Source organism: Arcobacter iocasae (genome assembly GCF_042214795.1).
GTDB lineage: Bacteria > Campylobacterota > Campylobacteria > Campylobacterales > Arcobacteraceae > Arcobacter > Arcobacter iocasae.
Genome location: NZ_CP090177.1, coordinates 1424493 through 1446186, shown reverse-complemented (window position 1 = coordinate 1446186; position 21694 = coordinate 1424493). Strand labels below are relative to the sequence as shown.

The window sequence follows — 21694 nt, the reverse complement described above, 5'->3', positions numbered from 1 at the left end:
AACAAATATTTTACCAACTTTGTGGTAGAATATTTGCTTTATAAAAAAGGATTAAACGATGAAAGATAAGCAAATTAAACTTTTTGCTAAAAGAGTTCTTTTTACTTTGATGGCAACATTTACATTTTCAAATGCACAAATGATAGATGCCTTAGCTTTAACAGTGAATGATGAACCAATAACTACAAATGATATAAATGAAAAGATGGCTGAAACTAACTTAAAAAAAGCAGATGCTGTTAGTGCATTAATTGATGAGATTTTGTATAAGCAAGAGCTTGAAAAACAAAATATAACAGTTGATATTTTTGAAGTTAATGATTATTTAGAAAAACTAGCTGCTTCTAATGGTATGGATTTATACACATTTAAATCAATCCTTAGACAAAAAAATAAAGACTTTGATAAGTTTGAAGAACGAACTAAAAAAGAGATTTTAAAAAGAAAATTAGCAGAGAAACTAGTAAGAGGTAATATTCCAGTTGCTACACAAGAAGATTTAAAAATTTATTATGACAATAACCAAGCAATGTTTACGACTGCCGCAAAAATAAATGTAACTCAATATGCTAGTAAAAATAAAAGATCTTTAATAACAATATCTCAAAATCCAATGGCACTTTTAAATGATGTTGTAAAAAAAGACTTTACTTTAGAGCAAGATAAATTAAATCCACAATTGAAATTCCTTTTAAATGATACAAAAGATGGTACTTTTACACCAATTTTTACAGCAGATAGAACTTTTGTAATGTTTTTTGTAAAAAGTAAAAGTGGAGTTACTACTTTAAAATTTGATGATGTAAAAGAAAAAATCTTTAATGCATTAATGGGTGAAAGAGAACAAAAATTCTTAAAAGAATATTTTGAAAAATTAAAATTAACAGCTGATATAAAAGTGATAAGATAAAGGAAATAGATGTTTGAAGTAATAATAGGTCTTGAGGTACATGTACAACTGAACACAAATAGTAAACTTTTTTGTTCGTGTGCAACTAGTTTTGGAGAAGATCCAAATACAAATGTATGTCCTACTTGTTTAGGTCTTCCAGGAGCTCTTCCTGTATTAAATAAAGAGGCTGTTCATAAAGCAATTATGTTAGGAACTGCATTAAAATCAAAAATTAATCAAAAATCTATTTTTAATAGAAAAAACTATTTCTATCCTGACCTACCATCTGGTTACCAAATATCTCAATTTGAAGTTCCTGTTGTAGGACTTGGAGAATTAGTTATTGATTTTCCTGATGGAAGCCAAAAAACTATTGGAGTAACACGAGCTCACTTAGAAAATGACGCGGGTAAAAATATCCATGCAGGAGCAGTTTCACATGTGGATTTAAATAGAGCTGGAACACCTTTACTTGAAATAGTAAGTGAACCAGATATGAGAACAGCTGAAGAAGCAATTTTATATCTTAAAAAACTTCATTCAATAGTAAGATACCTTGGAATTAGTGATGCTAATATGCAAGAGGGAAGCTTTAGATGTGATGTTAATGTTTCTATTAGACCAAAAGGTGATACAAACCTTTATACAAGATGTGAAATCAAAAATATGAACTCATTTAAATTTATTGAAAAAGCAATTGCTTATGAAGTAAATAGACATATTGAAGCTTGGGAAGATGGTATTCACTCAACTGAGATAGTACAAGAAACAAGACTATTTGACCCAGAAAAAGGTGAAACTCGTTCTATGAGAGGGAAAGAGGATGCGGCTGATTATAGATATTTCCCAGACCCAGATTTAAGACCTGTAATTATTACAGATGAAATGATGGAAAAATATTCACAAATCCCAGAACTTCCAGATGAGAAAAAAGCTAGATTTGTAAAAGAGTATGGAATTAAAGATTATGATGCAAGTGTTATTACAAGTCAACTTGAGATGGCACACTTCTTTGAAGAGATGTTAGAAGAAGGAATTAGTGGTAAAAATGCAGTTACTTGGTTAACAGTTGAACTACAAGGAAGATTAACAGATTCGCTTACATCATCACCAGTTGATGCTAAAAAACTAGCAACAATAGTTAAAAAAATCGAAGATGATACTATCTCTGGGAAAGCTGCTAAAGAAGTACTTGATTACCTAATGGAAAATGACGCAAGTGTTGATGATGTCATTGAAAAACTAGGATTAAAACAAGTATCTGATGATGGTGCTTTACTAACTATGATTGATGAAATTTTAACTAACAATCAAGACAAAGTTGAAGAATACAAAGCAGGAAAAGAAAAAATGTTTGCTTTCTTCGTAGGTCAAACTATGAAAGCTAGTAAAGGTACTGCAAATCCTCAAAAAGTAAGTGAACTTTTAAAACAAAGATTAGCATAAACAAAGTAGAGACTTCTCTACTTTGCAACTCTTAATTTAAATAACAATAAACAAGATATTAAAGATAACAAAGCAGCTATTAGAAAAGGTAGTTGCATATTATTAGTAACACCAGCAATGTACCCAGATATAATTGGTGCACAAGCAGCTCCCATCCATCTTAAGAAATTAAATCCTCCAGATATAATATTTTTCTCAAAATTTATTTCCATAACATAAGAAGTTAAAAGTGAGTTATTAATACCAGATAAAAGCCCTGAAAGTATTATTAGCATAATCATTAGTGATTTACTATTAGTTCCCATGATACATAAAAGTATCATTGAAAAAATAAATACACTCACAGGTATTATTTGCTTAACTTTATACATCTTTTCTAATTTTGTACTAATAATTATAGACCCACAAGCTAAAGCCAATCCCCAACCAAAGAATAATAAACCTATTTCTATAGGATTTAGATTTACAACTAAAGGAGAATATGCAAGTACTACAATAAAACCATAAAAATATAACATTGCAGAAATAGAAATTAATATAAATTTTTTATTTGAAAAAAGAGCTTTTAAATCTGCTAATGAAATACTTTTTCTCTTATCTTGTGCTTTTGGAATCTTTACAAAAAGAATTACTGCAATAAAAGCAATTAAAGTCAATGCCCCTGTGGCTAAAAAGGGATATCTCCAAGAGTGATTACCCAATAATCCTCCAAGTAAAGGACCAGCAGATATTCCAAAACCAATAGCCCCTTCAAATAAACTTACAGCTTTTTGGTATTCATGGGACAAAGCAATAAGTATTACTAAGGCTGTTGAAAAAAACATTGCATTTGAGAAGCCCCAACCAGCACGAAATAAAGATATTTCAAATATAGAATTGGACAAAGCACATAAAGTAGCAAAAACAGAAACTAAACCTAATCCTGATACCATAATCACTTTATCCCCATATTTAGTTGCAAGGACACCAGCTGGTAACATCATAAAAGCCATCATTAAAATATAAGCACTAAAAAGCATCTCAACTTGCCAGTGGTTAGCTCCTAATTTTCGTGCAATATCTGGCAAAATTGGATCAACAACTCCCATTCCCATAAAGGCTAAAAAAATAGCCAAAACCATAATATTTCTACCAAGTTTTTTATTCTTCACTATCATTTCTCTCAATATTTAATGTAAGTTTTTCTAAAAAATCAAAAAATGTATCTATCTCTTCTTTAGAAAAATTATTTAAAGTTTTTTCTCTAAATGAAGTAACTATTTTTTCTGTTTTATCTAAAGCATCTTTTCCAAAAGAAGTTAGTGTAATAAATTTTATTCTTTTATCTTCATTTGTATATTTTCTTACAATATAACCTTTCTTTTCAATCACATCTAAAGTTCTAGATACTGTAGTTTTGTCTTTTTTTAAGTATTGGCTTAACTCATTTTGTGAAATCTTAGTATTCTTATCAATAACTTCAAGAATTACCCTTTGTTCTGGTGCGATATCAAACTCACTTAAATCTTTTGATAAAAATTGATTAATTTTATATGCAGTTTGCGTAACTTTATGAGGAAGAGATACCTTTTTTACATCTTTCATTTAAACTCCTTGCATAATAGTTGCATATACAACTTTACATATCCCTTAAAATTATTTTATATTTTTAACTACGAAAAAATAAAGCAAAAATATTTAAAAGCAATATTTAGATATTATGATGCACATTATTTATTTATTTTAAAGGTATTTTATGAAAAAAATTGCAGTTATAGGAGCAGGGAAATGGGGACAAGCCTTACATTTTGCTCTTAGTTTAAAACAAGAAGTTTATATAAGTTCAAGAACAAAAAAGGATATTAAAAACTTTGTTGATTTAGAAACTGCAATGAATTGTGAATACCTAATTATCGCAATTCCTGCCCAAGAAATAAAAAAATGGCTAAAAGAAAATTTTGTTTATAAAGGGCAAAAAGTACTTGTAGCCTCAAAAGGTATTGAAGCATCTAGTGGAAAATTTCTTAATGAAATATATGAGAAATTTGTACCAAATAAGAATATTGGTTTTATTTCAGGTCCTTCATTTGCAGCAGAAGTTATAAAAGCATTACCAGCAGCAATAGTTATAAACTCAAAATCAAAAAAATTATATAATGAATTTAGCCCGTTTTTCCCAGAATACTTAAAAACTTATCACTCAAAAGATATAATTGGAGCAGAAATAGCAGGTGCTTATAAAAATGTATTGGCTATAGCAAGTGGTATTTGTGATGGTTTAAAACTTGGAAATAATGCAAGAGCTTCTTTGATTTCAAGGGGTTTAGTAGAAATGGCAAGATTTGGTAAAGAATTTGGAGCAAAGAAATCTACTTTTTTAGGATTAAGTGGAGCAGGGGATTTGTTTTTAACAGCCAGTTCTACTATGAGTAGAAATTATAGAGTAGGTCAAGGACTAGCACTTAATAAAAAACTCGAAACTATCTTAAAAGAATTAGGAGAAGTAGCAGAAGGTGTTAAAACAGCAGAAGCAATATATAGACTATCTAAGCAGTATAATATCTATACTCCAATAGCAAATGAAGTAAAAAAAATACTTGATGGCAAAGAGCCAATAGATAGTTTAAAAGATTTGTTAAAAAGCTAAAATGCAAATCATTCCATTTACTCATTTAGCCTATTCGATTTTACCTCTTTTTATTGTGTGGTATTATTATAAAAAATGGACAAATGATAAATATGAAATAATCACATCAACTATTAGGATGGTGGTACAACTACTAGTAATAGGATATTTTTTAATTTACTTATTTAAAGAAAAAAATGATTTCGTTGGTTTATCAATCATAATTTTTATGATTACAGTATCAACTTGGATTGCGTTAAGAAATACTCAAGATAGATCAATTAATCACTACAGTAAAATATTGATATCAATTGCAATATCTGGAATAATACATCTTATTTTAATCATAGCTTTTGTACTTGACTTACATACTCTTTATGAACCAAGATATGTAATACCAATAGCAGGGATGATATTTGCAAATACAATGAATGCCCTATCTTTAGCCATAGAGAGATATGAAAAGGAGATAAGCAGAGATGTTCCTTTTGAAAAAGCAAGAGAAGTAGCCTTTAAAGCCTGTTTAATACCCCAAATAAACTCTTTACTAGCAGTTGGACTGGTTTCCCTACCTGGAATGATGACAGGGCAAATACTCTCTGGTATTGATCCTTTGATTGCGGTTAGATATCAAATCATGATTATGACTATGATTTTATCAAGTGCAGGAATTAGTGCCATTATATATTTCTCACTAAAAAAATCTAAAGCCTAAAATTATAAATCTTTATTTTTATGAATTTCACCCCAAAGATAGAGTTGTTTTAATATAGGTTTTAATGTTTTCCCATAATCAGTCAAGGAATATTCAACCTTTGGTGGAACGACAGGATAAACTTCACGATGAACTATTCCATCTTCTTCTAACTCTCTTAACTTTTGTATCAACATCTTTTGTGTCGTTCTTGGAAGAAGTTTTTGTAATTCATTAAATCTTTTTGTTTCACTTTTTAAATACCATAAAATTAGTATTTTCCACTTTCCAGCTAGTACATCAAGGGCAGTTTCTACTGGACATTTTTCAATATTTTTTTGAAAATCATTATCTATTTTTTTAGTCATTTTTATTCCATAGTATCTTTTTAGATAGTACATTTACTTTTAGTAAGTACTTGTTCTTTTGTCTAATTTTAGCTAAAGTTTTAAAATAAGTAAATAAAGGATAAATATGAAAGCATATATAGTAGAAAAATTAGAAGATAAAAAATTTCAATCAGGATTAAAAGAAATAGACATCCCTACAATTGGAGAAAATGAGGTTTTAATAAAAGCAACATACTCTTCACTTAATTATAAAGATGCGCTAAGTTCTGTTGGAAATCCAGGAGTTACAAGAAACTTTCCACATGTGACAGGTATCGATGTTGCAGGTGTAGTTGAAAAATCAAACTCAGATAAATTTTCTATAGGAGAGAAAGTTTTAGTAACTGGTTATGATTTTGGTATGAATACAGATGGTGGTCATCAAGAGTTTGTTAAAGTTCCAGATTCATGGGTAGTTAAAATTCCAGATACTATCACAGATAGAGAAATTATGACTTATGGGACAGCTGGATTAACAGCTGCTTTAAGTGTTAATGAATTACTTGCAAATGGTATTACAAAGGGTAATATTTTAGTTACAGGAGCAACAGGTGGAGTTGGAAGTATTGCAATAAGTATTTTGCATAAACTTGGATTTAATACAACTGCAATCAGTGGGAAAGAGGATAAAATACCATTTTTAAAAGATTTAGGCGCAAGTGAAGTTATCTTAAGAAGTGAATTTGATGTGGAAAATAAAAGACCAATGGGAAGTGAAAAATTTGATGGAGTAATTGACACAGTTGGTGGAAATATTTTAGCAGAAGCTTTAAAAATAGTAAGATATGATGGAGTGGTTACTTGTTGTGGATTAACTTCTTCTTTTGCATTGAATACAAATGTATTTCCGTTTATTCTAAGAGGAGTTAGACTTATTGGTATTGATTCAGTTGAGTGCAAAATTGAGAAAAAAATTGCAGCTTGGGAAAAAATTGCAGATGAGTTTAAAATAGAAAATTTAGCACAACTTACAAATGAAATATCATTGGATGAGATAAAAGATGCATATGATGCATTACTTGCAGGTAAAGCTTCAGGGAGATTTTTAGTAAAAATATAATATTATAGAGTCTAATTATTCCAAAATAAAGAGACTCTATGAATATAAGAAAAAAAGTAATTTATAGTTTTGCCGTACTAATTCTGTTTATTCTTTCTATTAGTTCTCTTAGTTTAATAACAACATATCATATGAAAGAGAACTCTAGTTTTGCAAAAGAGATTTCAAAATTAATCATTATCCAAGAAGATATGAATGAACTTATTAATTTAGCAACGGTAGAAAACTCCACTGATAATTTAAATGAAATAAAAAAGAATTTCAACTCTTATGAAAAAGACTTTGAATACTTAAAGAGTGAAATTCTCAAAAAAAATGAAAAAGATTTCATAGATAATATATTAAGTAATATTCGTCAAAACAGCTACATTACAAAATATTTAAATAAACTATTTGAAAATGAACATGCTATTGAATTAATTTTTGATGAAGTATATAGTTTCCAAAAAAAACATATTTATAATGATAATTTATTTAAAAATATTTACCCCAAAGAGAATGACACAAGAAATAGCTTACAAAATCTTATCTTTAAAACAAATAATCTATCATTAATTCAAGAATTTGGCAACTTAAAATATTATAGTAAAGAGACTCTTTATCAACATAAAGATGAAGCAAGATTTAGTAAATGGTTAAACTCTATAGATAAAATTATACAAGAATTAAATAAAGAAGAAAAAAGCCTAGTAAACTTGTTTGATGATTATAAAAAAACAGTCAAAAAAGTTGGTACATTAGCGATAAATATAAGCGATATAGAGAATCAAGAAAAAGAACTAGTGCAAAAACTTATCTCTATACTAAAAGAGAATAAACAAGTCTCAATTTCAATTGAGGGGAAAATAGAAGAAATAACTAGCCAGTTTTTAAATAAAGTATCTACTTTAGAGTTTATCTTAGTAGTAAGTATTGCCTTTATTACTTTTATTATAACTTTATATATCACTTCAAGACTTACTTTGATAATAAAAAAACTAAAAATAGGTGTACAAAAATTAAGAAACGGAGACTATGATGTGAACATAGTCATAAAAGATGATAAAGAATTTAATGAAATAGCAAAAACATTTAACTCTATGGCCAAAAATATTAAAGAAAACCAAGATACCCTAGAAGAAAAAATCAAATTGAGAACAAATGAACTACAAACAGCTTTAGTAAATATCCAAAATCAAAAAGATATTTTAGAAAACTTATCAAATAAACTTGCAAAATATCTCTCACCTCAAATTTTTGAATCTATTTTTACTGGAAAACAAGATGTGCAATTAGAATCAAAAAGAAAGTATTTAACTGTATTTTTCTCAGATATCAAAGGCTTTACTGATTTAACAGATACTGTTGAAACAGAGATTTTAACCCAACTTTTAAATGAGTACTTAGACATTATGTCAAGTATTGCTATAAAACATGGAGGAACCATTGATAAATATATAGGTGACTCTATTATGATTTTCTTTGGAGACCCACTTTCAAATGGTAAAGTAGAAGATGCAGTTTCTTGTATAAATATGGCTATTGAGATGAAAGAAGAGATGGGACGATTGAGAATTAAATGGCAAAAAGATGGAATAAGTAAACCCTTTCACATAAGAATGGGAATAAATAGTGGTTATTGTACAGTTGGAAATTTTGGTTCTAAAAATAGACTTGATTATACTATTATAGGAGGGGTTGTAAATTTAGCTTCAAGGCTAGAAGCAAATGCAAGACCCGATGAGATTTTAATCTCAAATGAAACATATATGTTTATTAAAGATAGTATTAAATGTACTAAAAAAGAAGAACTAAATGTAAAGGGAATATCTCATCCTATACAAACCTATGAAGTACTTTCAAGTAGTAGCAATAGTACAATTATAGAAGAGCAAAGTGGATTTAATCTGATTTTAGATTTAAATGAGATTGATAAAAGTAGTGTTATTAGTACTTTAAAAAATACAATTTTAAGTATTGAAAAAAATAGTTAAAGATTTTTTAGGTAAAATAATCAAAATATACATCATATTAAAAAAGAGAGTTCCATGCAACAATTTTTAGTAGAAGCAAAAAAAACAAGCAGACATATCTCAACACTTAGTGGTGAAATAAAAAACAAAGTTCTAAATCAAATGGCTGAGGCTATAATTGAACATTGCGATTATATAATTAACCACAATGAAAAAGATATGGAAAATGCAAGAGTAAATAACCTAGATGAAGCATTAAAAGATAGATTACTTCTAACAGGTGATAGAGTAATGGCTATGGCAAAAGCAATAAAAGAAATAGCAGCATTAAAAGAACCAGTAGGAAGAACACTTGATGGCTGGGTTACAGAAGATGGCTTAAATATTCAAAAAGTATCTATTCCAATCGGTGTTATTGGAATCATTTATGAAAGCAGACCAAATGTTACAAGTGATACAGCAGCGCTTTGTTTTAAAAGTGGAAATGTTTGTGTTCTAAAAGGTGGAAAAGAGGCTGAAAACTCAAATAAAGCAATCGCAACAATTTTAAGAAAAGTATTAGATGATAATGCTCTTCCTCAAAATGCTATTTCATTACTTCCAGACTCTTCAAGAGAAGGTGTAGCTTTTTTGATAAAACAAGACAAATATGTGGATTTAATAGTACCAAGAGGTGGAGAATCTTTAATAAAATATGTAAGTGAAAATGCAACTGTTCCTGTTGTAAAACATGACAAGGGAGTTTGCCATACATATATTGATAAAGATGCAAACCATGAAAAAGCAATAGCAATATCTGTAAATGCAAAATGCTCAAGACCAAGTGCATGTAATGCATTAGAAACACTTTTAATTCATAAAGATGTAGCAGCATATATTTTGCCACCATTACATGAAGCATTTATGCAAAATGATACGGAACTACGAGGTTGTAGTATCACAAGAAATTATATAGACATACATAGTGCAAGTGAAAATGACTATGACACAGAATACCTAGCAAATATCTTAGCTATAAAAGTTGTAAAAGATATGGATGAGGCAATTGCACATATTGCAAAACATGGTTCAGGTCACTCAGAAGCAATAATAAGTGAAAACTATAGTAGTATAAATAAATTTTTAGATGAGGTTGATTCTGCTTGTGTATATGCAAATGCAAGTACAAGATTTACAGATGGTGGAGCTTTTGGACTTGGTGCTGAGGTTGGGATTTCTACAAATAAACTTCACTCAAGAGGACCAATGGGAATCAATGACCTAACAACTTTTAAATTTAAAGTTTATGGTAATGGGCAAATAAGATAGGAGCTCTCCTATCTTTGTGATAAAGCTAACTTTACAGCCAATCCCCCTAAAACAAATGAAGTCATAATATTCATATACTTCACGATACTTGGTTTTTGTATTAATTTTGCACTTAAAAGATTTCCAGCAATTCCAATAGATGAAAAAACTATAATTGTCAAAGCCATAAATACTAAACCTAGTATTATCATTTGCATTGGAACACTTCCATTTTCTGGAGTAACAAATTGTGGTAAAAAAGCTAAGAAAAATATAGAAACTTTTGGATTCAAAATATTCATAAAAAACCCTTTTATATAAAGCTTTTTAAGCTCATTTGATGAGTTTTGAACCGATAAATCAAGGGGTTCATTTCTATACTTGAAAGCTTGAAAAGCAATATACAATAAATAAGCAGCACCTGCAAATTTTACAATATTGAAAGCTATTTCTGAAGTTTTAAAAATCACAGATATCCCAAAAGCTGCTGCACTTGTATGAATAATAAGCCCTGAGCATAAACCTAGAGTCGTAACAAGAGCTGCTTTTTTACTTTTTGTCATACCTTGAGTTAAAACATAGATATTATCAGGTCCTGGAGCTAAACATAATAAAAATGAAGCAAGTATAAACATATAAAGATTTGAAAGTTCTAGCATAAAATTCCTTTTCAAAATTATAACAACTCTTAGCTTTAACAAATATACCCAAGAGCAAATGTAATATAAATACTTTTTTGATATAATCAAAATAAAAAAAGCGAAGATAATGATAAATAAAAGTATTTTTAGAGAGTATGATATTAGAGGAATTGTAGGAGATGAACTAAATGAACAAAGTTCAAAACTTATAGGTTATTATTTAGGATTAGAAGCGATAAAAAGAACTAATGTACAAGAACCAGTTGTAGTAATTGGTTATGATGCAAGAACTCACTCTCCTGAATTATTTAATTTTCTAACATCTGGATTTAATAAAGCAGGTTGCAAAGTTTTAGGTATGGGAATGGTTGCAACAGGAGTTAACTATTTTGCTTCTTTTCAAGAATTTGATGGGGTAAAACCAAATGCTTCAGTTATGATAACAGGTAGCCACAATCCAAGTCCTTACAACGGCTTTAAAATAACTATTAACAATGCTCCATTTTTTGGTGAAGATATTTACTCTATGGGTGAAGAAATTACAAATAACCAAAATATGCTTATCGAAGATAATGAAACTTATAAAGAAATAGATGTAAAAAGTATCTATAAAAACTATATGATAACAGAGTTTGCACATCTAAAAGGTATGAAACAAAAGCTTATTATTGATTGTGGAAATGGTGTTGCTGATACTGTTTTAACAGATATTTTAGATGCACTAGAGCTAAATTATGATGCACTATATTGTGAGCCAGATGGAACTTTTCCAAATCATCATCCAGATCCAAGTGAAGAAAAAAATCTAAAAGATGTTATTGAAAAACTAAAAGGTGATTATGAGTATGGTTTTGCTTATGATGGAGATGCTGATAGAATTGCATTTTTAACTAAAAATCATAATGTAAAAGGTGACATCATGGCACTGCTTTTTGCAAAAACTATGAAAAACCCAGTAATCATTGGTGAAGTTAAATGTACTCAAATCATGTATGATAGAATCAATGAAACAGGCACTGCTGTTATGTATAAAACAGGACATTCTAATTTAAAAGTAAAACTAAAAGAGCTAAATGCAGATATGGCAGCAGAAGTATCTGGACATATCTTTTTTAATGATAGATATTATGGTTTTGATGATGCTATTTATGCTACATTTAGACTTTTAGAACTTATTTTTAATGGCATGGATATAGATAAAGAGATAGACTCATTACCAAAGGTATATTCAACAGAAGAGATAAAAGTAGAGACAACTGAAGAAGAAAAATTTCTTTTAATGCATCAAATTAAAAAGAATCTAATCACTGTAGGAGATGACTTTCCTAAAATCTTAGATATCATAGAAGTAGATGGTGTAAGAATTGTTTTTGACCAAGGTTGGGGCTTGGTAAGAGCTTCAAATACGACACCAGTACTTGTGACTAGATTTGAGTCAACAGACCTTGAAGTTGCAAAACTTTATGAAAACAAAATAAACGAATTAATTTTAAGAAGTAAAAATGAACTTAGTAACACTACAAACTAAACCTAGTACAAACTTTCAAGATAATTTAAACCATCTTGAAAAACTTATTTTGCAAACACCAAAGGACTCTTTTATTTTAGCTCCTGAGCTATGCCTTACCGGTTATGCTTATGGGCGAATAATAGAAGCAGGAAAGTTTGCTAGAACGGCTATCGATAAGCTAACCCAACTTTCAAAAGACAGAACAATAAGTCTTACTATGACAAATAAAGAGTGTGAAGAGTACTTCAATACTTTTTATATCTTCCATAAGGGTAAAATCTTACATAAGCAATCAAAAATAAAACTTTTTGCAATAAATGATGAAAACAAGTATTTTGAAAGTGGGAGAGAAGAGGACATAAAACTTTTTGATTTTGATGGTTTGAAAGTAGGTGTTCTTATATGTTTTGAACTTAGATTTTTAGATTATTGGAAAAAACTTCAAGGAGCAGATATTATACTTGTACCTGCCATGTGGGGAGCAAAAAGAAAAGATAACTATGAAACCCTATGTAGAGCCTTAGCAGTAGCCAACCAATGCTTTGTAATAGCAAGTGATAGTGCAGATGAGTCTTGTGCTAAAAGCTCAGCTATCATCACTCCTTTTGGAGATGTAACGATAGATGATAATAAAGAACTTATCTCTAAAGTAATTGATTTAAAAGAGATAAAACTTATGAGAAAATATCTAGATGTGGGCATAAAATAGTATGAAGATTTTATTTGTATGCTTAGGAAATATATGTAGGTCACCACTTGCAGAAGCTATTGCAAAAGAGTATGCCAAACAAATTAATTATGATATAGAAGTTGATTCTTGTGGAACAGGCTCTTGGCATATAGGTGAAGCACCTTGTTTAGACTCTCAAAAAATAGCAAAAATAAAAGGTCTTGATATTTCAAATTATAAAGCAAGACAAGTACAAAAAGAAGATTTTAAAAAATTTGATTTAATAGTAGGGCTTGATTCTAAAAATATCGCTTCATTAAAAAGCTTAGGATGTAAAAATCCTCTATTAATAGGTGACTTTGGATATGAGGGTGAAGATGTTCCTGACCCCTATTTTTTTGATGGTTTTGAAGGTTTTGATAAAGTTTTCGAGATGATTGAGACTTGTGTTAAAAATTTAATAAAAGAAAAGGTAGAGAAGTAAACTCTATCTTTTTATGATTGCTTTTGCTTTTTCTACCCATTGCTCTTCGGCAACTCTATTGTCAATAGAAAAATACTCTTCTATCCAATCGATATTTTTTTCACTCCACTTAGCTATTTGCTCAACATGGAAAATTCCAAGGGCATTTAATTTATTTTCCATTTGATGATCGATTCCTTCAATAACTTTTAAATCATCTTTACCAGTAGGTCTTGGATTTCCTAAAATAAAAGGTTTGTTATATATATTTCCTGGCTTTCTTAAAATAGGATTTATTTCATAAGAAACTTGTCTTTTTTTATATCTTAGTTTACCAATTAAGAATCCTATATACATTGCAATTATAGCAACAGCTAGTAACCAGAAAACTATTTTTGAAGCAATTATCAACATATTTATTCCTCTATTATTTTAAATTCAACTCTTCTGTTCTCAGAAGAATAGCCATTTTTATCATTGGGTACTAAAGGTTGTGTTTCCCCATAACCAACGGCTGTAATTCTATCTTTCGAAACTCCAAGTTTCTCTAACTCTTTTTTTACACTTTTTGCTCTTTGTAAAGATATCCACTGATTAACATCAGCTTCACCTTTTGCATCTGTATGTCCACCTATTTCTATCTTAACTGTTGGGTTATTTTGTAAAATCTTTGCTATTTGTTTTACAACTTTATAACTCTCATCTGTTATATCTGTACCTAACCTTTTGAAGAAGATATTATCTTTTGATATAACTGCATTTATCTCTTCTTGGGTTTTACTGTTATTATTTACTTTAGGAGAGACTACATTTTCTTGGATATTTTTAGGTTGTATTTTATGAGAAAGTTCTTCTATTTTTTTATCTTCAGGTATTACAGCTTTTGTAGTCTCGGAAACTTCTTTTTTTTCATCTACTAATACATCACTATTTTCTATATCAGGTTTTTCTAATTCATCGACCTTTTTTTGATCTTCATCTGTATTTTCTTCAATAACAGCATCATCCTTTTGATCTTCATTTATTGGTGGCTCAACTTTTTCAGGTGATTCGTCTATTATTTCTTCTTTATTAGTATCTATTTTTTCTGGAATAATTATTTTCTGTGAAGAAGATGGAGTATAAAAAGTATTTGTTCCAAATTTATCTTGATTTATATATAAATATACACAAGCAACCATAATTGCTATTAGAAGAAATGACAAAAAAATTATTTGTTTTAGAATACTCATGCAACTCTCTTTAGTTAAATCTATTAATTGTATCTAAAAAAATTATATTTTTCAACAAAAAATAATAATATTAATAAGAAAATAAACTAATTCTTATAATAAATATTTAATTTATTATTTAATTTAGAAAGAATTATTATTATAATTTGATAACTCTATTAAATTCATATCAGGGTCTCTTATATAAATAGACTTTATATTTCCCATTGCACCAGTTCTTGGAACTATTCCTTCTATAATTTCTATATTTTTTGATTCTAAGAACTCTTTTACTTCTTTTACAGGAGTATCTACAATGAAGCATAAATCAGCACTTCCCTCTTTTACATTAAAAGCTTTAGGTTCAAATTCTTTGCCTACTTGATGTAGATTTATCTTTTGATTTCCATATTTTAAGGCAATTCGTGTGCCTTTGAAAACTTCTTTTTCCATACCTAAAATTTGAGTATAAAACTCTACTGTGGCATCTATATTTTTAACAGTTAGTACAAGATGGTCTAAGTGGTTTATTTTTATCATAAAAAATTATAGCAAAATAAGTTAATTTAATAGTATAAGTTATATGAAAAATTAATTTTTTTCATATAACTTTAAAATCATATTATTCCATTTCCCTTCTTTTGTATCTTGTGTTTGCCAAAGATTATTTTCTAGTTCAATAAACTTTTTACTCTCTTCTGTTCCTATATCAGCAATAGCTTTTAAGGCCATAGCTCTATCTTGCCAAAGTTTTGCATTTCTATAAATACTTGTTAAATATAAAAATTCTTTTTCTCCACCTAATAAACCTAATACTGCAATAGATGCTAATCTCAAATATTCATCAGAATTATTATTATAAGATTTTACGAAATCAAGTGCTTTTTCATTATTTGAAAAACCCAATTCATACATATTTATATAATTCAAACTATCTTTTGAATTTATACCTGTTTCTATTTTATTTATTATCTCTGTAACTTTTTTATCACTTAATTGGTAATTGAAATACGCCTTATTAATTTTTGCTACAACTTCTTTTACCATAAGCATAATAGGTTCATTAAAACAAGGATCAATAATCTCTTCTGGTGCCCAAATTGGTACTTTTCCTCTTTTCACTACAGATGTAAATACTTTTTCTTCATTACCTATATTTGCTGTGACTTTTAACATAGAGATTGTAACTATAGGAGAAAAACCAGAGCTTCTGTGTGTAAATATTTCAAACTTCTTCAAAATCAGTGATTGTTTTGATTTATCATCAAAGTTGATTGGTAATTTTCTCGCTTGAAGTTCATTTTTTATTGCATTTGACATAAAATGATATGCTTCAAGGCTTTTATCATCTTTTTCTAAAAATATTGCTTTTTCAAAAATTCCCGTTACTATTTGAGGTGTTTCCCCTAGTCCATCATTAAAACTAACATTTATACTATCTTTTTTTTCTAAAGAAGGTACATAAACATTTTCAGATTCTGAAACAGTTTTTAATGGTACTTTTAATGTACAAGCTTGAAAAGAAAAAATAATAGCCAAAACTATTGTGATTTGCCCCATTAACTTAAATTTATTTTTCATTATTTCTCCTGATTATTTAATATATTTTAGTTATATAAAAATTTTAGTTATATTACCATATAAACTATTAATGAAACTTAATATAACTAAAAGATTTTAATAAGACAGAAATATTATTTATTTTAATTTTTAAAGTATTTACACATATTGAATAGGTAAATAATAAGTTGCTTCAAAAAGTCTATCTTCATTTAGGAAATGATTCTTTTTAAATATTACATAAGGGGGATTTGTTGTTGTTTCAAAACCACTATTTGGAAGCCATTCTTGATAAGCCCATTGAATAAACCTAAGAATATCTCCCATCTTTCCTTTTATCTCAAAGGTTGCATATAAAGCCTCTGGCGTGTAGAATATAGGAAGACTGGTATTTGATAAGTCTACTTCACCTCTTGGAATAATTCCTGCCACATAAAAGCACTCATTGTGGGGAGTTATGGTTGGATTATCATGATATATTCCTATTTCATCATATTTTGTTATATTATTTGTATAAACCCAAGCTTGAAGTTTCTGCCAAATCTTTATGACATCTTCTTTTAAATATCCTCTTTGTCTTATGTAATAAGTTTTTAAAGCCTTTGATTTTACTATTTTTGGTTCAATATTTTCAAGACCTTTTTTTTCATACAAAAGCATCGTAGAATTTTTTAATATATTTGCAGAATACTCTTCATTTCCTCCATTCCTCCATGCCTTTGGTGTTTGATGAAATCTCTCTTTAAAAGCTCGTATAAAAGAAGTTTGAGAAGAATACCCACACATAGAAGCCACTTGAGTTATAGTTGAGTATTTATTTGTAAGAAGTAGACTTGAAGCCTTTTGCAATCTTATTGATTTTATGGTTTCATATATATTTATACCCATAACCTCTTTAAATAATTTATGCAAGTGAAATTTACTAATACCAAAGTTTAATGCTAAATCATCAATATTGATATCTGTATCAATATACTCATATATGTAATACATCGCATCATTTGCTATTTGAACATTCTTGTTATAAGTACTTCTTTTTTGCATCTTTATCCTTATCTTTTATAATCTTAACATATTATGCACATATTTTGAACAAAAATAGATAACTTTATAACCAATATATGTAAAGAATAAAAAAGATTTAAAAGCTAAAATCTTCATAAAATTTATAAGGAGTAGTTTAATGAAGCAAAATGATTTATTATTAGCAGTTTTGGTTACCTTCATTTGGGGTGTAAATTTTTCAGTAATTAAACTAGGACTTATGTCTCTTGATCCTTTCATCTTATCTGCTATGAGATTTTTATTGTGCGCTTTACCTTTAGTATTTTTTGTAAAAAAGCCAAAAGTTCATATAAAATGGCTTATTTCTTATGGTTTACTTTTTGGAGTAGGACTTTGGGGAATGGTCTCTTTAGGAATCTATTTTGGAATGTCAGCGGGAATGGCTTCCCTTGTACTTCAAATGAGTGCATTTTTAACTGTAATCCTAGGAGCTGTATTATTAGATGAGACTATTGATATAACAAAAAAGATAGCTTTTGCTATATCATTATTTGGATTGTTATTGATTATTAGTGTAACAGATGGTTCTGTTACAGCATTTGGTTTGATATTTGTGTTAATAGCTGCTGTATCACTTAGTTTTACAAATATCATTATAAAAAAAGCTGGTACTAAAAATCTATTTTCATTTATGGTTTGGGCAAGTCTGTTTTCACCTATTCCATTGTTTGTTTTAGCTTTTATTACCCATGGACAAATAGTGTTTACAAACTTTTTTGATAATCTTAGCAATATGGCAATTTTTTCGATAATGTTTCAAGTCTATCCAACTACACTTTTAGGTTATTGGATATGGAATACACTCTTACACAAGTATCCAGTATCAAGTGTGGCACCTCTTAGTTTGCTCATTCCTATATTTGGAATAGCTGGGTCATATTTTATTTTTGATGAAAAGATTGGACTTATAAAAATAGTAGCATCAGGGCTAATTATATTAGCCTTATTAATTAATACTTTTGGGAAAAGAATATCCCTGAAAAAATACAAAGGAGTTTAAATGGAAGAGTTATATACAGTTTCACTATTAATTTCAATCGCAGCTTTTGCACTAACAGCTGCAATAACACCAGGGCCTAATAATGTCTTGCTTTTATCTTCTGGTTTAACCTTTGGATATAAAAGAACACTTCCACATGTATTTGGAGTATTTTTAGGTTTTGGGTTAATGGTTTTACTTGTAGGCTTAGGTATTGGTATTGTTTTTGAGAGATTTCCAATAGTACTTAAAATACTAAAAATAGTAGGAATACTTTATCTTTTTTGGATGGCATATAAAATAGGAAGTAGTAAAGGTCATATGAAAATAAAAGAGAAACATAAACCTTTTACTTTCACACAAGCAGCACTTTTTCAATGGGTTAATCCAAAAGGTTGGATTATGTCGATGACTGCAATGTCTATTTTTGTAACTTCAAAAGACAATAGTATAGGTCAAGTGATTATCATAGCTTTTATCTTTTTACTTGCAGGAGTTATATCTTGTAATGCTTGGGCAATAGGTGGAGTTGCTTTAAAAAGATTTATAAAAGATGATAGCCATGTAAGAAAATTTAATCTAATCATGGCGATACTTTTAGTTTTATCAGTTCTTCCTGTTATAATAGAATACTAGTAATAAGACTTATGCCTCGTTACTAATCTCAAACTCTTGTACCTCTTTTAGTGTTTGCATCCAAGGCAAAGTAAACAAATGAGTTTCAAGTTCAGCTCTTATGTCATCTGGAATTCTAACTGCCTCTTTTGTCTCAAAATTATAATGAATAAGTACACCTTTTCCTGTTGTACATAATTTGCCCTCTTGATAAACTGCATGAGCCATCTCTAAAGATGAATTGCCTATTTTTGTAATAGCAGTTTTAATGATAACTGGCTTACCCCAAAATACCTCTTTTAGAAAATCAAAAGAACTATGTGCCATGACTAAATTCCACTTTTTGATATCTACCTTTGGCATAAAGATATGAAAAATGGGATCACGAGCTGATTCGAACCATACTCCATAAGTATTATTATTTATGTGCCCTAAAGCATCTGTTTCTAAAAATCTTGGTCTTATTAGTTCTGTGAACATTTTGTACCTCTTAATTAAATATAGTCGAGTAGTTTAACTAAATGTGTTTAGGATTTGTTTAATTTTAAACTTTAAAGTATTTCTCATTAAAATACATTACTTAACTAAATTATAATCATAATTGAAACCAAATAATATTGTTTTTTAGATAAAATCTAATCTTACTATAAAAGCTTAGGATTAAAGTTGATTAAATATCTTTTATTACTTACCTTGTTCTTTACTACTTTATTTGCAGAGCAAACTATATTAATAGATAATAATTCAACAATAGAAAAATTTAAAATCTCTACATATGAAGATAAAACTTCAAGTTTGACTATTAAAGATATAACATCCATAAAAGAGTTTAAAGAAGTTGGAAACAATGTAAGTAATGGATTTACAAATTCTACCTTTTGGTACAAACTTACTATAAAAAACAGAAGTTCTCAAACTATCCAAAGATATTTAAAACTAACAGAAAGTATTATGGATAAAATTGACTTTTACATATACTCAAATAACAAAATGATTAAACACAAAAAAGATGGTGTGGGATATTTTAAAGAGGGTCAAAAGAATTATTTAGAAAGACCAGTTATAGAGTTTGATTTAAAAAAAGATGAAACAAAAATAATATATATCAAAATAAGTTCTTTGTATCCAATGTTTAATTCATTTCAAATTTATGATGAAAATGCACTTAATAAATTTGAACGAGAATATACAACTATTTATGCATTTTTAATTGGATCATTACTTTCACTTGCTTTATATAACTTAATGATATTTTTTTATACTAAAGACATCTCATATATTTTTTATGTTTTATATTCTTTGTCTTTTATATCATGGCAAACTTCAATGAGTGGAATATATCCCTTTGATACATTTTCAGATACTCAATCTTATTATTTCGTAGGAGCTAGTATTCCTCTTTTGGTTGCATTTTTAACTTTTTTTACAAACCATATCTTAGATATAAAAACTATGTCTAAAAAATATTATCATACTTTAAATTTTATAGGAGGTTTTTATATAATTCTAGCTATTTGTAGTATTTTTGCATTTGAACCTTCAATTTTGATTATGAATGCAACTGCTTCTTTTGTCTTACCTTTTCTTCTTTATATGGGATATATAAGTTACAAAAATGGAAATAAAATAGCTATTTTTTATCTTTTAGCTCAAGTGGGATTTTTATCCATGAGCACACTTTTTTCCCTATCATCTTTTGGATTCTTAGAATATAGCTTTTATTCAAGACATGGGATAATGGTGGGTTCTTTTATAGAGATGATTCTGTTCTCTTTAGCTTTAGCATATAGAATTAAAATATTAGAAAAAGAAAAATTTATTATCATGCAAAAAGCAAAAGATACTTTGGAAATAAATGTAAAAAGAAGAACAAAAGAACTAGAAGAATCAAAAAAGAAATTAGAAATACTTGCAAATAAAGACTTCCTATCAGGCCTTTTAAATAGACGCCCACTTTTTGAGATGAGTAATAGACTAATAAACCTTGCAAAAAGAGATAATACGATTATAAGTGTCTTACTTTTTGATATAGATAAATTTAAAGATATAAACGATACTTATGGACATAAAGAAGGAGATGAAGTTATAAAAGCTTTTGCTAAAACTCTTAAAAAAGGCAGAAGAGTATCAGATTTAGTTGCAAGAATAGGTGGAGAAGAGTTTGTAATCTTACTTCCATCAACAAAACATAAAGATGCTTCTATAATAGCTGAAGAGATAAGGCAAGAAGTGGAAACTTTGCAAGTGCAAATAGAGAATCTTAATATTTATTTTACTGTTAGTTGTGGAGTCTCTTCTTTAAAAAAAGAAGATAAAAACCTTGATGACATTATTGCAAGGGCTGATAAAAGACTTTATATGGCTAAAAATAATGGGAGAAATATTGTAGTTGATGGGGATATTGTATAAAGCTAATTTAGTATTCTCTTGAAGAACAAGTTCTTCGCTTTCTCACTTTTTCGTGGCAAAAAGTAAGATAAAAAGCCACCCGCCGAATTGTCAAAGGGAAACATAGAAATTTATGACTAAATGTCATAAATTATCTATGTGCGTCCTTCCCTCGCTTATTATTTCACTTTTCTGCCCTGTAAAACTCGCTAAAATGACCATTTAGGTCATTTCTTTACGCTCAAACAGTTTCGGGCTTAACCGAAA

The 21694-nt window shown here is 28.5% G+C and carries 23 protein-coding genes; 13 read left to right on the top strand and 10 right to left on the bottom strand.

Annotated features, from left to right (window positions below; translation table 11 throughout):
• The first annotated feature begins 58 nt into the window (after nucleotides 1-58).
• Both LXN10_RS07245 and gatB read left to right on the top strand, forming a co-directional pair.
• The gene (locus tag LXN10_RS07245) at nucleotides 59-910 is read left to right on the top strand and encodes a peptidylprolyl isomerase (RefSeq protein ID WP_375725189.1); all 852 of its coding nucleotides are present in this window, start codon (nucleotides 59-61) and stop codon (nucleotides 908-910) included.
• A 9-nt stretch (nucleotides 911-919) separates the two neighbouring features.
• Complete coding sequence (gatB, locus tag LXN10_RS07240) at nucleotides 920-2338, top strand: Asp-tRNA(Asn)/Glu-tRNA(Gln) amidotransferase subunit GatB (RefSeq protein WP_375725188.1); 1419 nt, start codon at nucleotides 920-922, stop codon at nucleotides 2336-2338.
• A gap of 17 nt (nucleotides 2339-2355) precedes the next feature.
• Here gatB and LXN10_RS07235 read toward each other — a convergent pair whose 3' ends face one another.
• Together LXN10_RS07235 and LXN10_RS07230 are read right to left on the bottom strand one after the other, a co-directional pair.
• Nucleotides 2356-3489: an MFS transporter gene (locus tag LXN10_RS07235; RefSeq protein WP_375725187.1), complete on the bottom strand. Its 1134-nt coding sequence runs from the start codon at nucleotides 3487-3489 to the stop codon at nucleotides 2356-2358.
• Nucleotides 3479-3922 (bottom strand): MarR family winged helix-turn-helix transcriptional regulator, encoded by a 444-nt coding sequence (locus LXN10_RS07230; RefSeq protein ID WP_375725186.1) that lies wholly within the window; start codon nucleotides 3920-3922, stop codon nucleotides 3479-3481. The genes LXN10_RS07235 and LXN10_RS07230 overlap by 11 nt, the downstream gene beginning before the upstream one ends.
• A gap of 151 nt (nucleotides 3923-4073) precedes the next feature.
• On the opposite strand from LXN10_RS07230, the gene LXN10_RS07225 reads away from it, so the two are divergent.
• On the top strand, nucleotides 4074-4964 hold the full coding sequence (locus LXN10_RS07225; RefSeq protein WP_375725185.1) for an NAD(P)H-dependent glycerol-3-phosphate dehydrogenase: 891 nt from the start codon (nucleotides 4074-4076) through the stop codon (nucleotides 4962-4964).
• 1 nt (nucleotide 4965) lies between these two features.
• Complete coding sequence (locus tag LXN10_RS07220; RefSeq protein WP_375725184.1) at nucleotides 4966-5658, top strand: ABC transporter permease; 693 nt, start codon at nucleotides 4966-4968, stop codon at nucleotides 5656-5658.
• A gap of 2 nt (nucleotides 5659-5660) precedes the next feature.
• Here the strand turns inward: LXN10_RS07220 and LXN10_RS07215 are convergent, their stop codons facing one another.
• Nucleotides 5661-6005, bottom strand: coding sequence for a winged helix-turn-helix transcriptional regulator (locus tag LXN10_RS07215; protein ID WP_375725183.1), 345 nt, complete (start codon nucleotides 6003-6005; stop codon nucleotides 5661-5663).
• A gap of 106 nt (nucleotides 6006-6111) precedes the next feature.
• On the opposite strand from LXN10_RS07215, the gene LXN10_RS07210 reads away from it, so the two are divergent.
• Genes LXN10_RS07210 through LXN10_RS07200 form a run of 3 tightly spaced genes read left to right on the top strand, consistent with a single transcriptional unit; the run spans nucleotide 6112 to nucleotide 10346 of the window.
• A complete protein-coding gene (locus tag LXN10_RS07210; protein WP_375725182.1) occupies nucleotides 6112-7086 on the top strand; it encodes a YhdH/YhfP family quinone oxidoreductase in 975 nt (324 codons plus the stop codon).
• Between the two features lie 38 nt (nucleotides 7087-7124).
• Entirely contained in the window at nucleotides 7125-9059 is a 1935-nt protein-coding gene (locus LXN10_RS07205) for an adenylate/guanylate cyclase domain-containing protein (protein ID WP_375725181.1), read from the top strand.
• 54 nt (nucleotides 9060-9113) lie between these two features.
• Complete coding sequence (locus LXN10_RS07200; RefSeq protein WP_375725180.1) at nucleotides 9114-10346, top strand: glutamate-5-semialdehyde dehydrogenase; 1233 nt, start codon at nucleotides 9114-9116, stop codon at nucleotides 10344-10346.
• Nucleotides 10347-10354: 8 nt separating this feature from the next.
• On the opposite strand, the gene LXN10_RS07195 is transcribed toward LXN10_RS07200, so the two are convergent.
• On the bottom strand, nucleotides 10355-10984 hold the full coding sequence (locus LXN10_RS07195; protein WP_375725179.1) for a LysE family translocator: 630 nt from the start codon (nucleotides 10982-10984) through the stop codon (nucleotides 10355-10357).
• Nucleotides 10985-11093: 109 nt separating this feature from the next.
• On the opposite strand from LXN10_RS07195, the gene LXN10_RS07190 reads away from it, so the two are divergent.
• From LXN10_RS07190 to LXN10_RS07180, 3 genes are read left to right on the top strand one after another with little or no spacing between them, the layout of a single operon-like run.
• Entirely contained in the window at nucleotides 11094-12494 is a 1401-nt protein-coding gene (locus LXN10_RS07190; RefSeq protein WP_375725178.1) for a phosphomannomutase/phosphoglucomutase, read from the top strand.
• Nucleotides 12469-13185 carry a carbon-nitrogen hydrolase family protein gene (locus LXN10_RS07185; protein WP_375725177.1) on the top strand — a complete coding sequence of 239 codons (717 nt, stop codon included), beginning with the start codon at nucleotides 12469-12471 and terminating at the stop codon, nucleotides 13183-13185. The genes LXN10_RS07190 and LXN10_RS07185 overlap by 26 nt, the downstream gene beginning before the upstream one ends.
• Nucleotide 13186: 1 nt before the next feature.
• Nucleotides 13187-13630, top strand: a complete 444-nt coding sequence (locus LXN10_RS07180) for a low molecular weight protein-tyrosine-phosphatase (protein ID WP_375725176.1) — start codon at nucleotides 13187-13189, stop codon at nucleotides 13628-13630.
• Nucleotides 13631-13633: 3 nt separating this feature from the next.
• Here the strand turns inward: LXN10_RS07180 and LXN10_RS07175 are convergent, their stop codons facing one another.
• The 5 genes from LXN10_RS07175 to LXN10_RS07155 form a co-directional block, all read right to left on the bottom strand.
• Nucleotides 13634-14023, bottom strand: coding sequence for a hypothetical protein (locus tag LXN10_RS07175; RefSeq protein ID WP_375725175.1), 390 nt, complete (start codon nucleotides 14021-14023; stop codon nucleotides 13634-13636).
• Nucleotides 14024-14025: 2 nt separating this feature from the next.
• Nucleotides 14026-14841 carry an OmpA family protein gene (locus LXN10_RS07170; protein WP_375725174.1) on the bottom strand — a complete coding sequence of 272 codons (816 nt, stop codon included), beginning with the start codon at nucleotides 14839-14841 and terminating at the stop codon, nucleotides 14026-14028.
• A gap of 123 nt (nucleotides 14842-14964) precedes the next feature.
• Complete coding sequence (locus LXN10_RS07165; RefSeq protein WP_375725173.1) at nucleotides 14965-15360, bottom strand: VOC family protein; 396 nt, start codon at nucleotides 15358-15360, stop codon at nucleotides 14965-14967.
• Nucleotides 15361-15411: 51 nt separating this feature from the next.
• Nucleotides 15412-16401 carry a HEAT repeat domain-containing protein gene (locus LXN10_RS07160; RefSeq protein WP_375725172.1) on the bottom strand — a complete coding sequence of 330 codons (990 nt, stop codon included), beginning with the start codon at nucleotides 16399-16401 and terminating at the stop codon, nucleotides 15412-15414.
• Between the two features lie 138 nt (nucleotides 16402-16539).
• Nucleotides 16540-17424 (bottom strand): AraC family transcriptional regulator, encoded by an 885-nt coding sequence (locus LXN10_RS07155; RefSeq protein ID WP_375725171.1) that lies wholly within the window; start codon nucleotides 17422-17424, stop codon nucleotides 16540-16542.
• Between the two features lie 139 nt (nucleotides 17425-17563).
• On the opposite strand from LXN10_RS07155, the gene LXN10_RS07150 reads away from it, so the two are divergent.
• The gene (locus LXN10_RS07150) at nucleotides 17564-18445 is read left to right on the top strand and encodes an EamA family transporter (protein WP_375725170.1); all 882 of its coding nucleotides are present in this window, start codon (nucleotides 17564-17566) and stop codon (nucleotides 18443-18445) included.
• A complete protein-coding gene (locus LXN10_RS07145; protein ID WP_375725169.1) occupies nucleotides 18446-19060 on the top strand; it encodes a LysE family translocator in 615 nt (204 codons plus the stop codon).
• 9 nt (nucleotides 19061-19069) lie between these two features.
• Here LXN10_RS07145 and LXN10_RS07140 read toward each other — a convergent pair whose 3' ends face one another.
• On the bottom strand, nucleotides 19070-19519 hold the full coding sequence (locus tag LXN10_RS07140) for an acyl-CoA thioesterase (protein WP_375725168.1): 450 nt from the start codon (nucleotides 19517-19519) through the stop codon (nucleotides 19070-19072).
• Between the two features lie 186 nt (nucleotides 19520-19705).
• On the opposite strand from LXN10_RS07140, the gene LXN10_RS07135 reads away from it, so the two are divergent.
• Nucleotides 19706-21448, top strand: a complete 1743-nt coding sequence (locus LXN10_RS07135) for a sensor domain-containing diguanylate cyclase (RefSeq protein WP_375725167.1) — start codon at nucleotides 19706-19708, stop codon at nucleotides 21446-21448.
• Nucleotides 21449-21694: the final 246 nt, after the last annotated feature.

Excerpts from the sequence above, each read along its gene's own strand:
- LXN10_RS07245 (WP_375725189.1), top strand. The coding sequence starts at position 59 with ATGAAAGATAAGCAAATTAAACTTTTTGCTAAAAGAGTTCTTTTTACT.
- gatB (WP_375725188.1), top strand. The coding sequence starts at position 920 with ATGTTTGAAGTAATAATAGGTCTTGAGGTACATGTACAACTGAACACA.
- LXN10_RS07230 (WP_375725186.1), bottom strand. The coding sequence starts at position 3,922 with ATGAAAGATGTAAAAAAGGTATCTCTTCCTCATAAAGTTACGCAAACT.
- LXN10_RS07225 (WP_375725185.1), top strand. The coding sequence starts at position 4,074 with ATGAAAAAAATTGCAGTTATAGGAGCAGGGAAATGGGGACAAGCCTTA.
- LXN10_RS07220 (WP_375725184.1), top strand. The coding sequence starts at position 4,966 with ATGCAAATCATTCCATTTACTCATTTAGCCTATTCGATTTTACCTCTT.
- LXN10_RS07215 (WP_375725183.1), bottom strand. The coding sequence starts at position 6,005 with ATGACTAAAAAAATAGATAATGATTTTCAAAAAAATATTGAAAAATGT.
- LXN10_RS07210 (WP_375725182.1), top strand. The coding sequence starts at position 6,112 with ATGAAAGCATATATAGTAGAAAAATTAGAAGATAAAAAATTTCAATCA.
- LXN10_RS07205 (WP_375725181.1), top strand. The coding sequence starts at position 7,125 with ATGAATATAAGAAAAAAAGTAATTTATAGTTTTGCCGTACTAATTCTG.
- LXN10_RS07200 (WP_375725180.1), top strand. The coding sequence starts at position 9,114 with ATGCAACAATTTTTAGTAGAAGCAAAAAAAACAAGCAGACATATCTCA.
- LXN10_RS07195 (WP_375725179.1), bottom strand. The coding sequence starts at position 10,984 with ATGCTAGAACTTTCAAATCTTTATATGTTTATACTTGCTTCATTTTTA.
- LXN10_RS07190 (WP_375725178.1), top strand. The coding sequence starts at position 11,094 with ATGATAAATAAAAGTATTTTTAGAGAGTATGATATTAGAGGAATTGTA.
- LXN10_RS07185 (WP_375725177.1), top strand. The coding sequence starts at position 12,469 with ATGAACTTAGTAACACTACAAACTAAACCTAGTACAAACTTTCAAGAT.
- LXN10_RS07180 (WP_375725176.1), top strand. The coding sequence starts at position 13,187 with ATGAAGATTTTATTTGTATGCTTAGGAAATATATGTAGGTCACCACTT.
- LXN10_RS07175 (WP_375725175.1), bottom strand. The coding sequence starts at position 14,023 with ATGTTGATAATTGCTTCAAAAATAGTTTTCTGGTTACTAGCTGTTGCT.
- LXN10_RS07170 (WP_375725174.1), bottom strand. The coding sequence starts at position 14,841 with ATGAGTATTCTAAAACAAATAATTTTTTTGTCATTTCTTCTAATAGCA.
- LXN10_RS07165 (WP_375725173.1), bottom strand. The coding sequence starts at position 15,360 with ATGATAAAAATAAACCACTTAGACCATCTTGTACTAACTGTTAAAAAT.
- LXN10_RS07160 (WP_375725172.1), bottom strand. The coding sequence starts at position 16,401 with ATGAAAAATAAATTTAAGTTAATGGGGCAAATCACAATAGTTTTGGCT.
- LXN10_RS07155 (WP_375725171.1), bottom strand. The coding sequence starts at position 17,424 with ATGCAAAAAAGAAGTACTTATAACAAGAATGTTCAAATAGCAAATGAT.
- LXN10_RS07150 (WP_375725170.1), top strand. The coding sequence starts at position 17,564 with ATGAAGCAAAATGATTTATTATTAGCAGTTTTGGTTACCTTCATTTGG.
- LXN10_RS07145 (WP_375725169.1), top strand. The coding sequence starts at position 18,446 with ATGGAAGAGTTATATACAGTTTCACTATTAATTTCAATCGCAGCTTTT.
- LXN10_RS07140 (WP_375725168.1), bottom strand. The coding sequence starts at position 19,519 with ATGTTCACAGAACTAATAAGACCAAGATTTTTAGAAACAGATGCTTTA.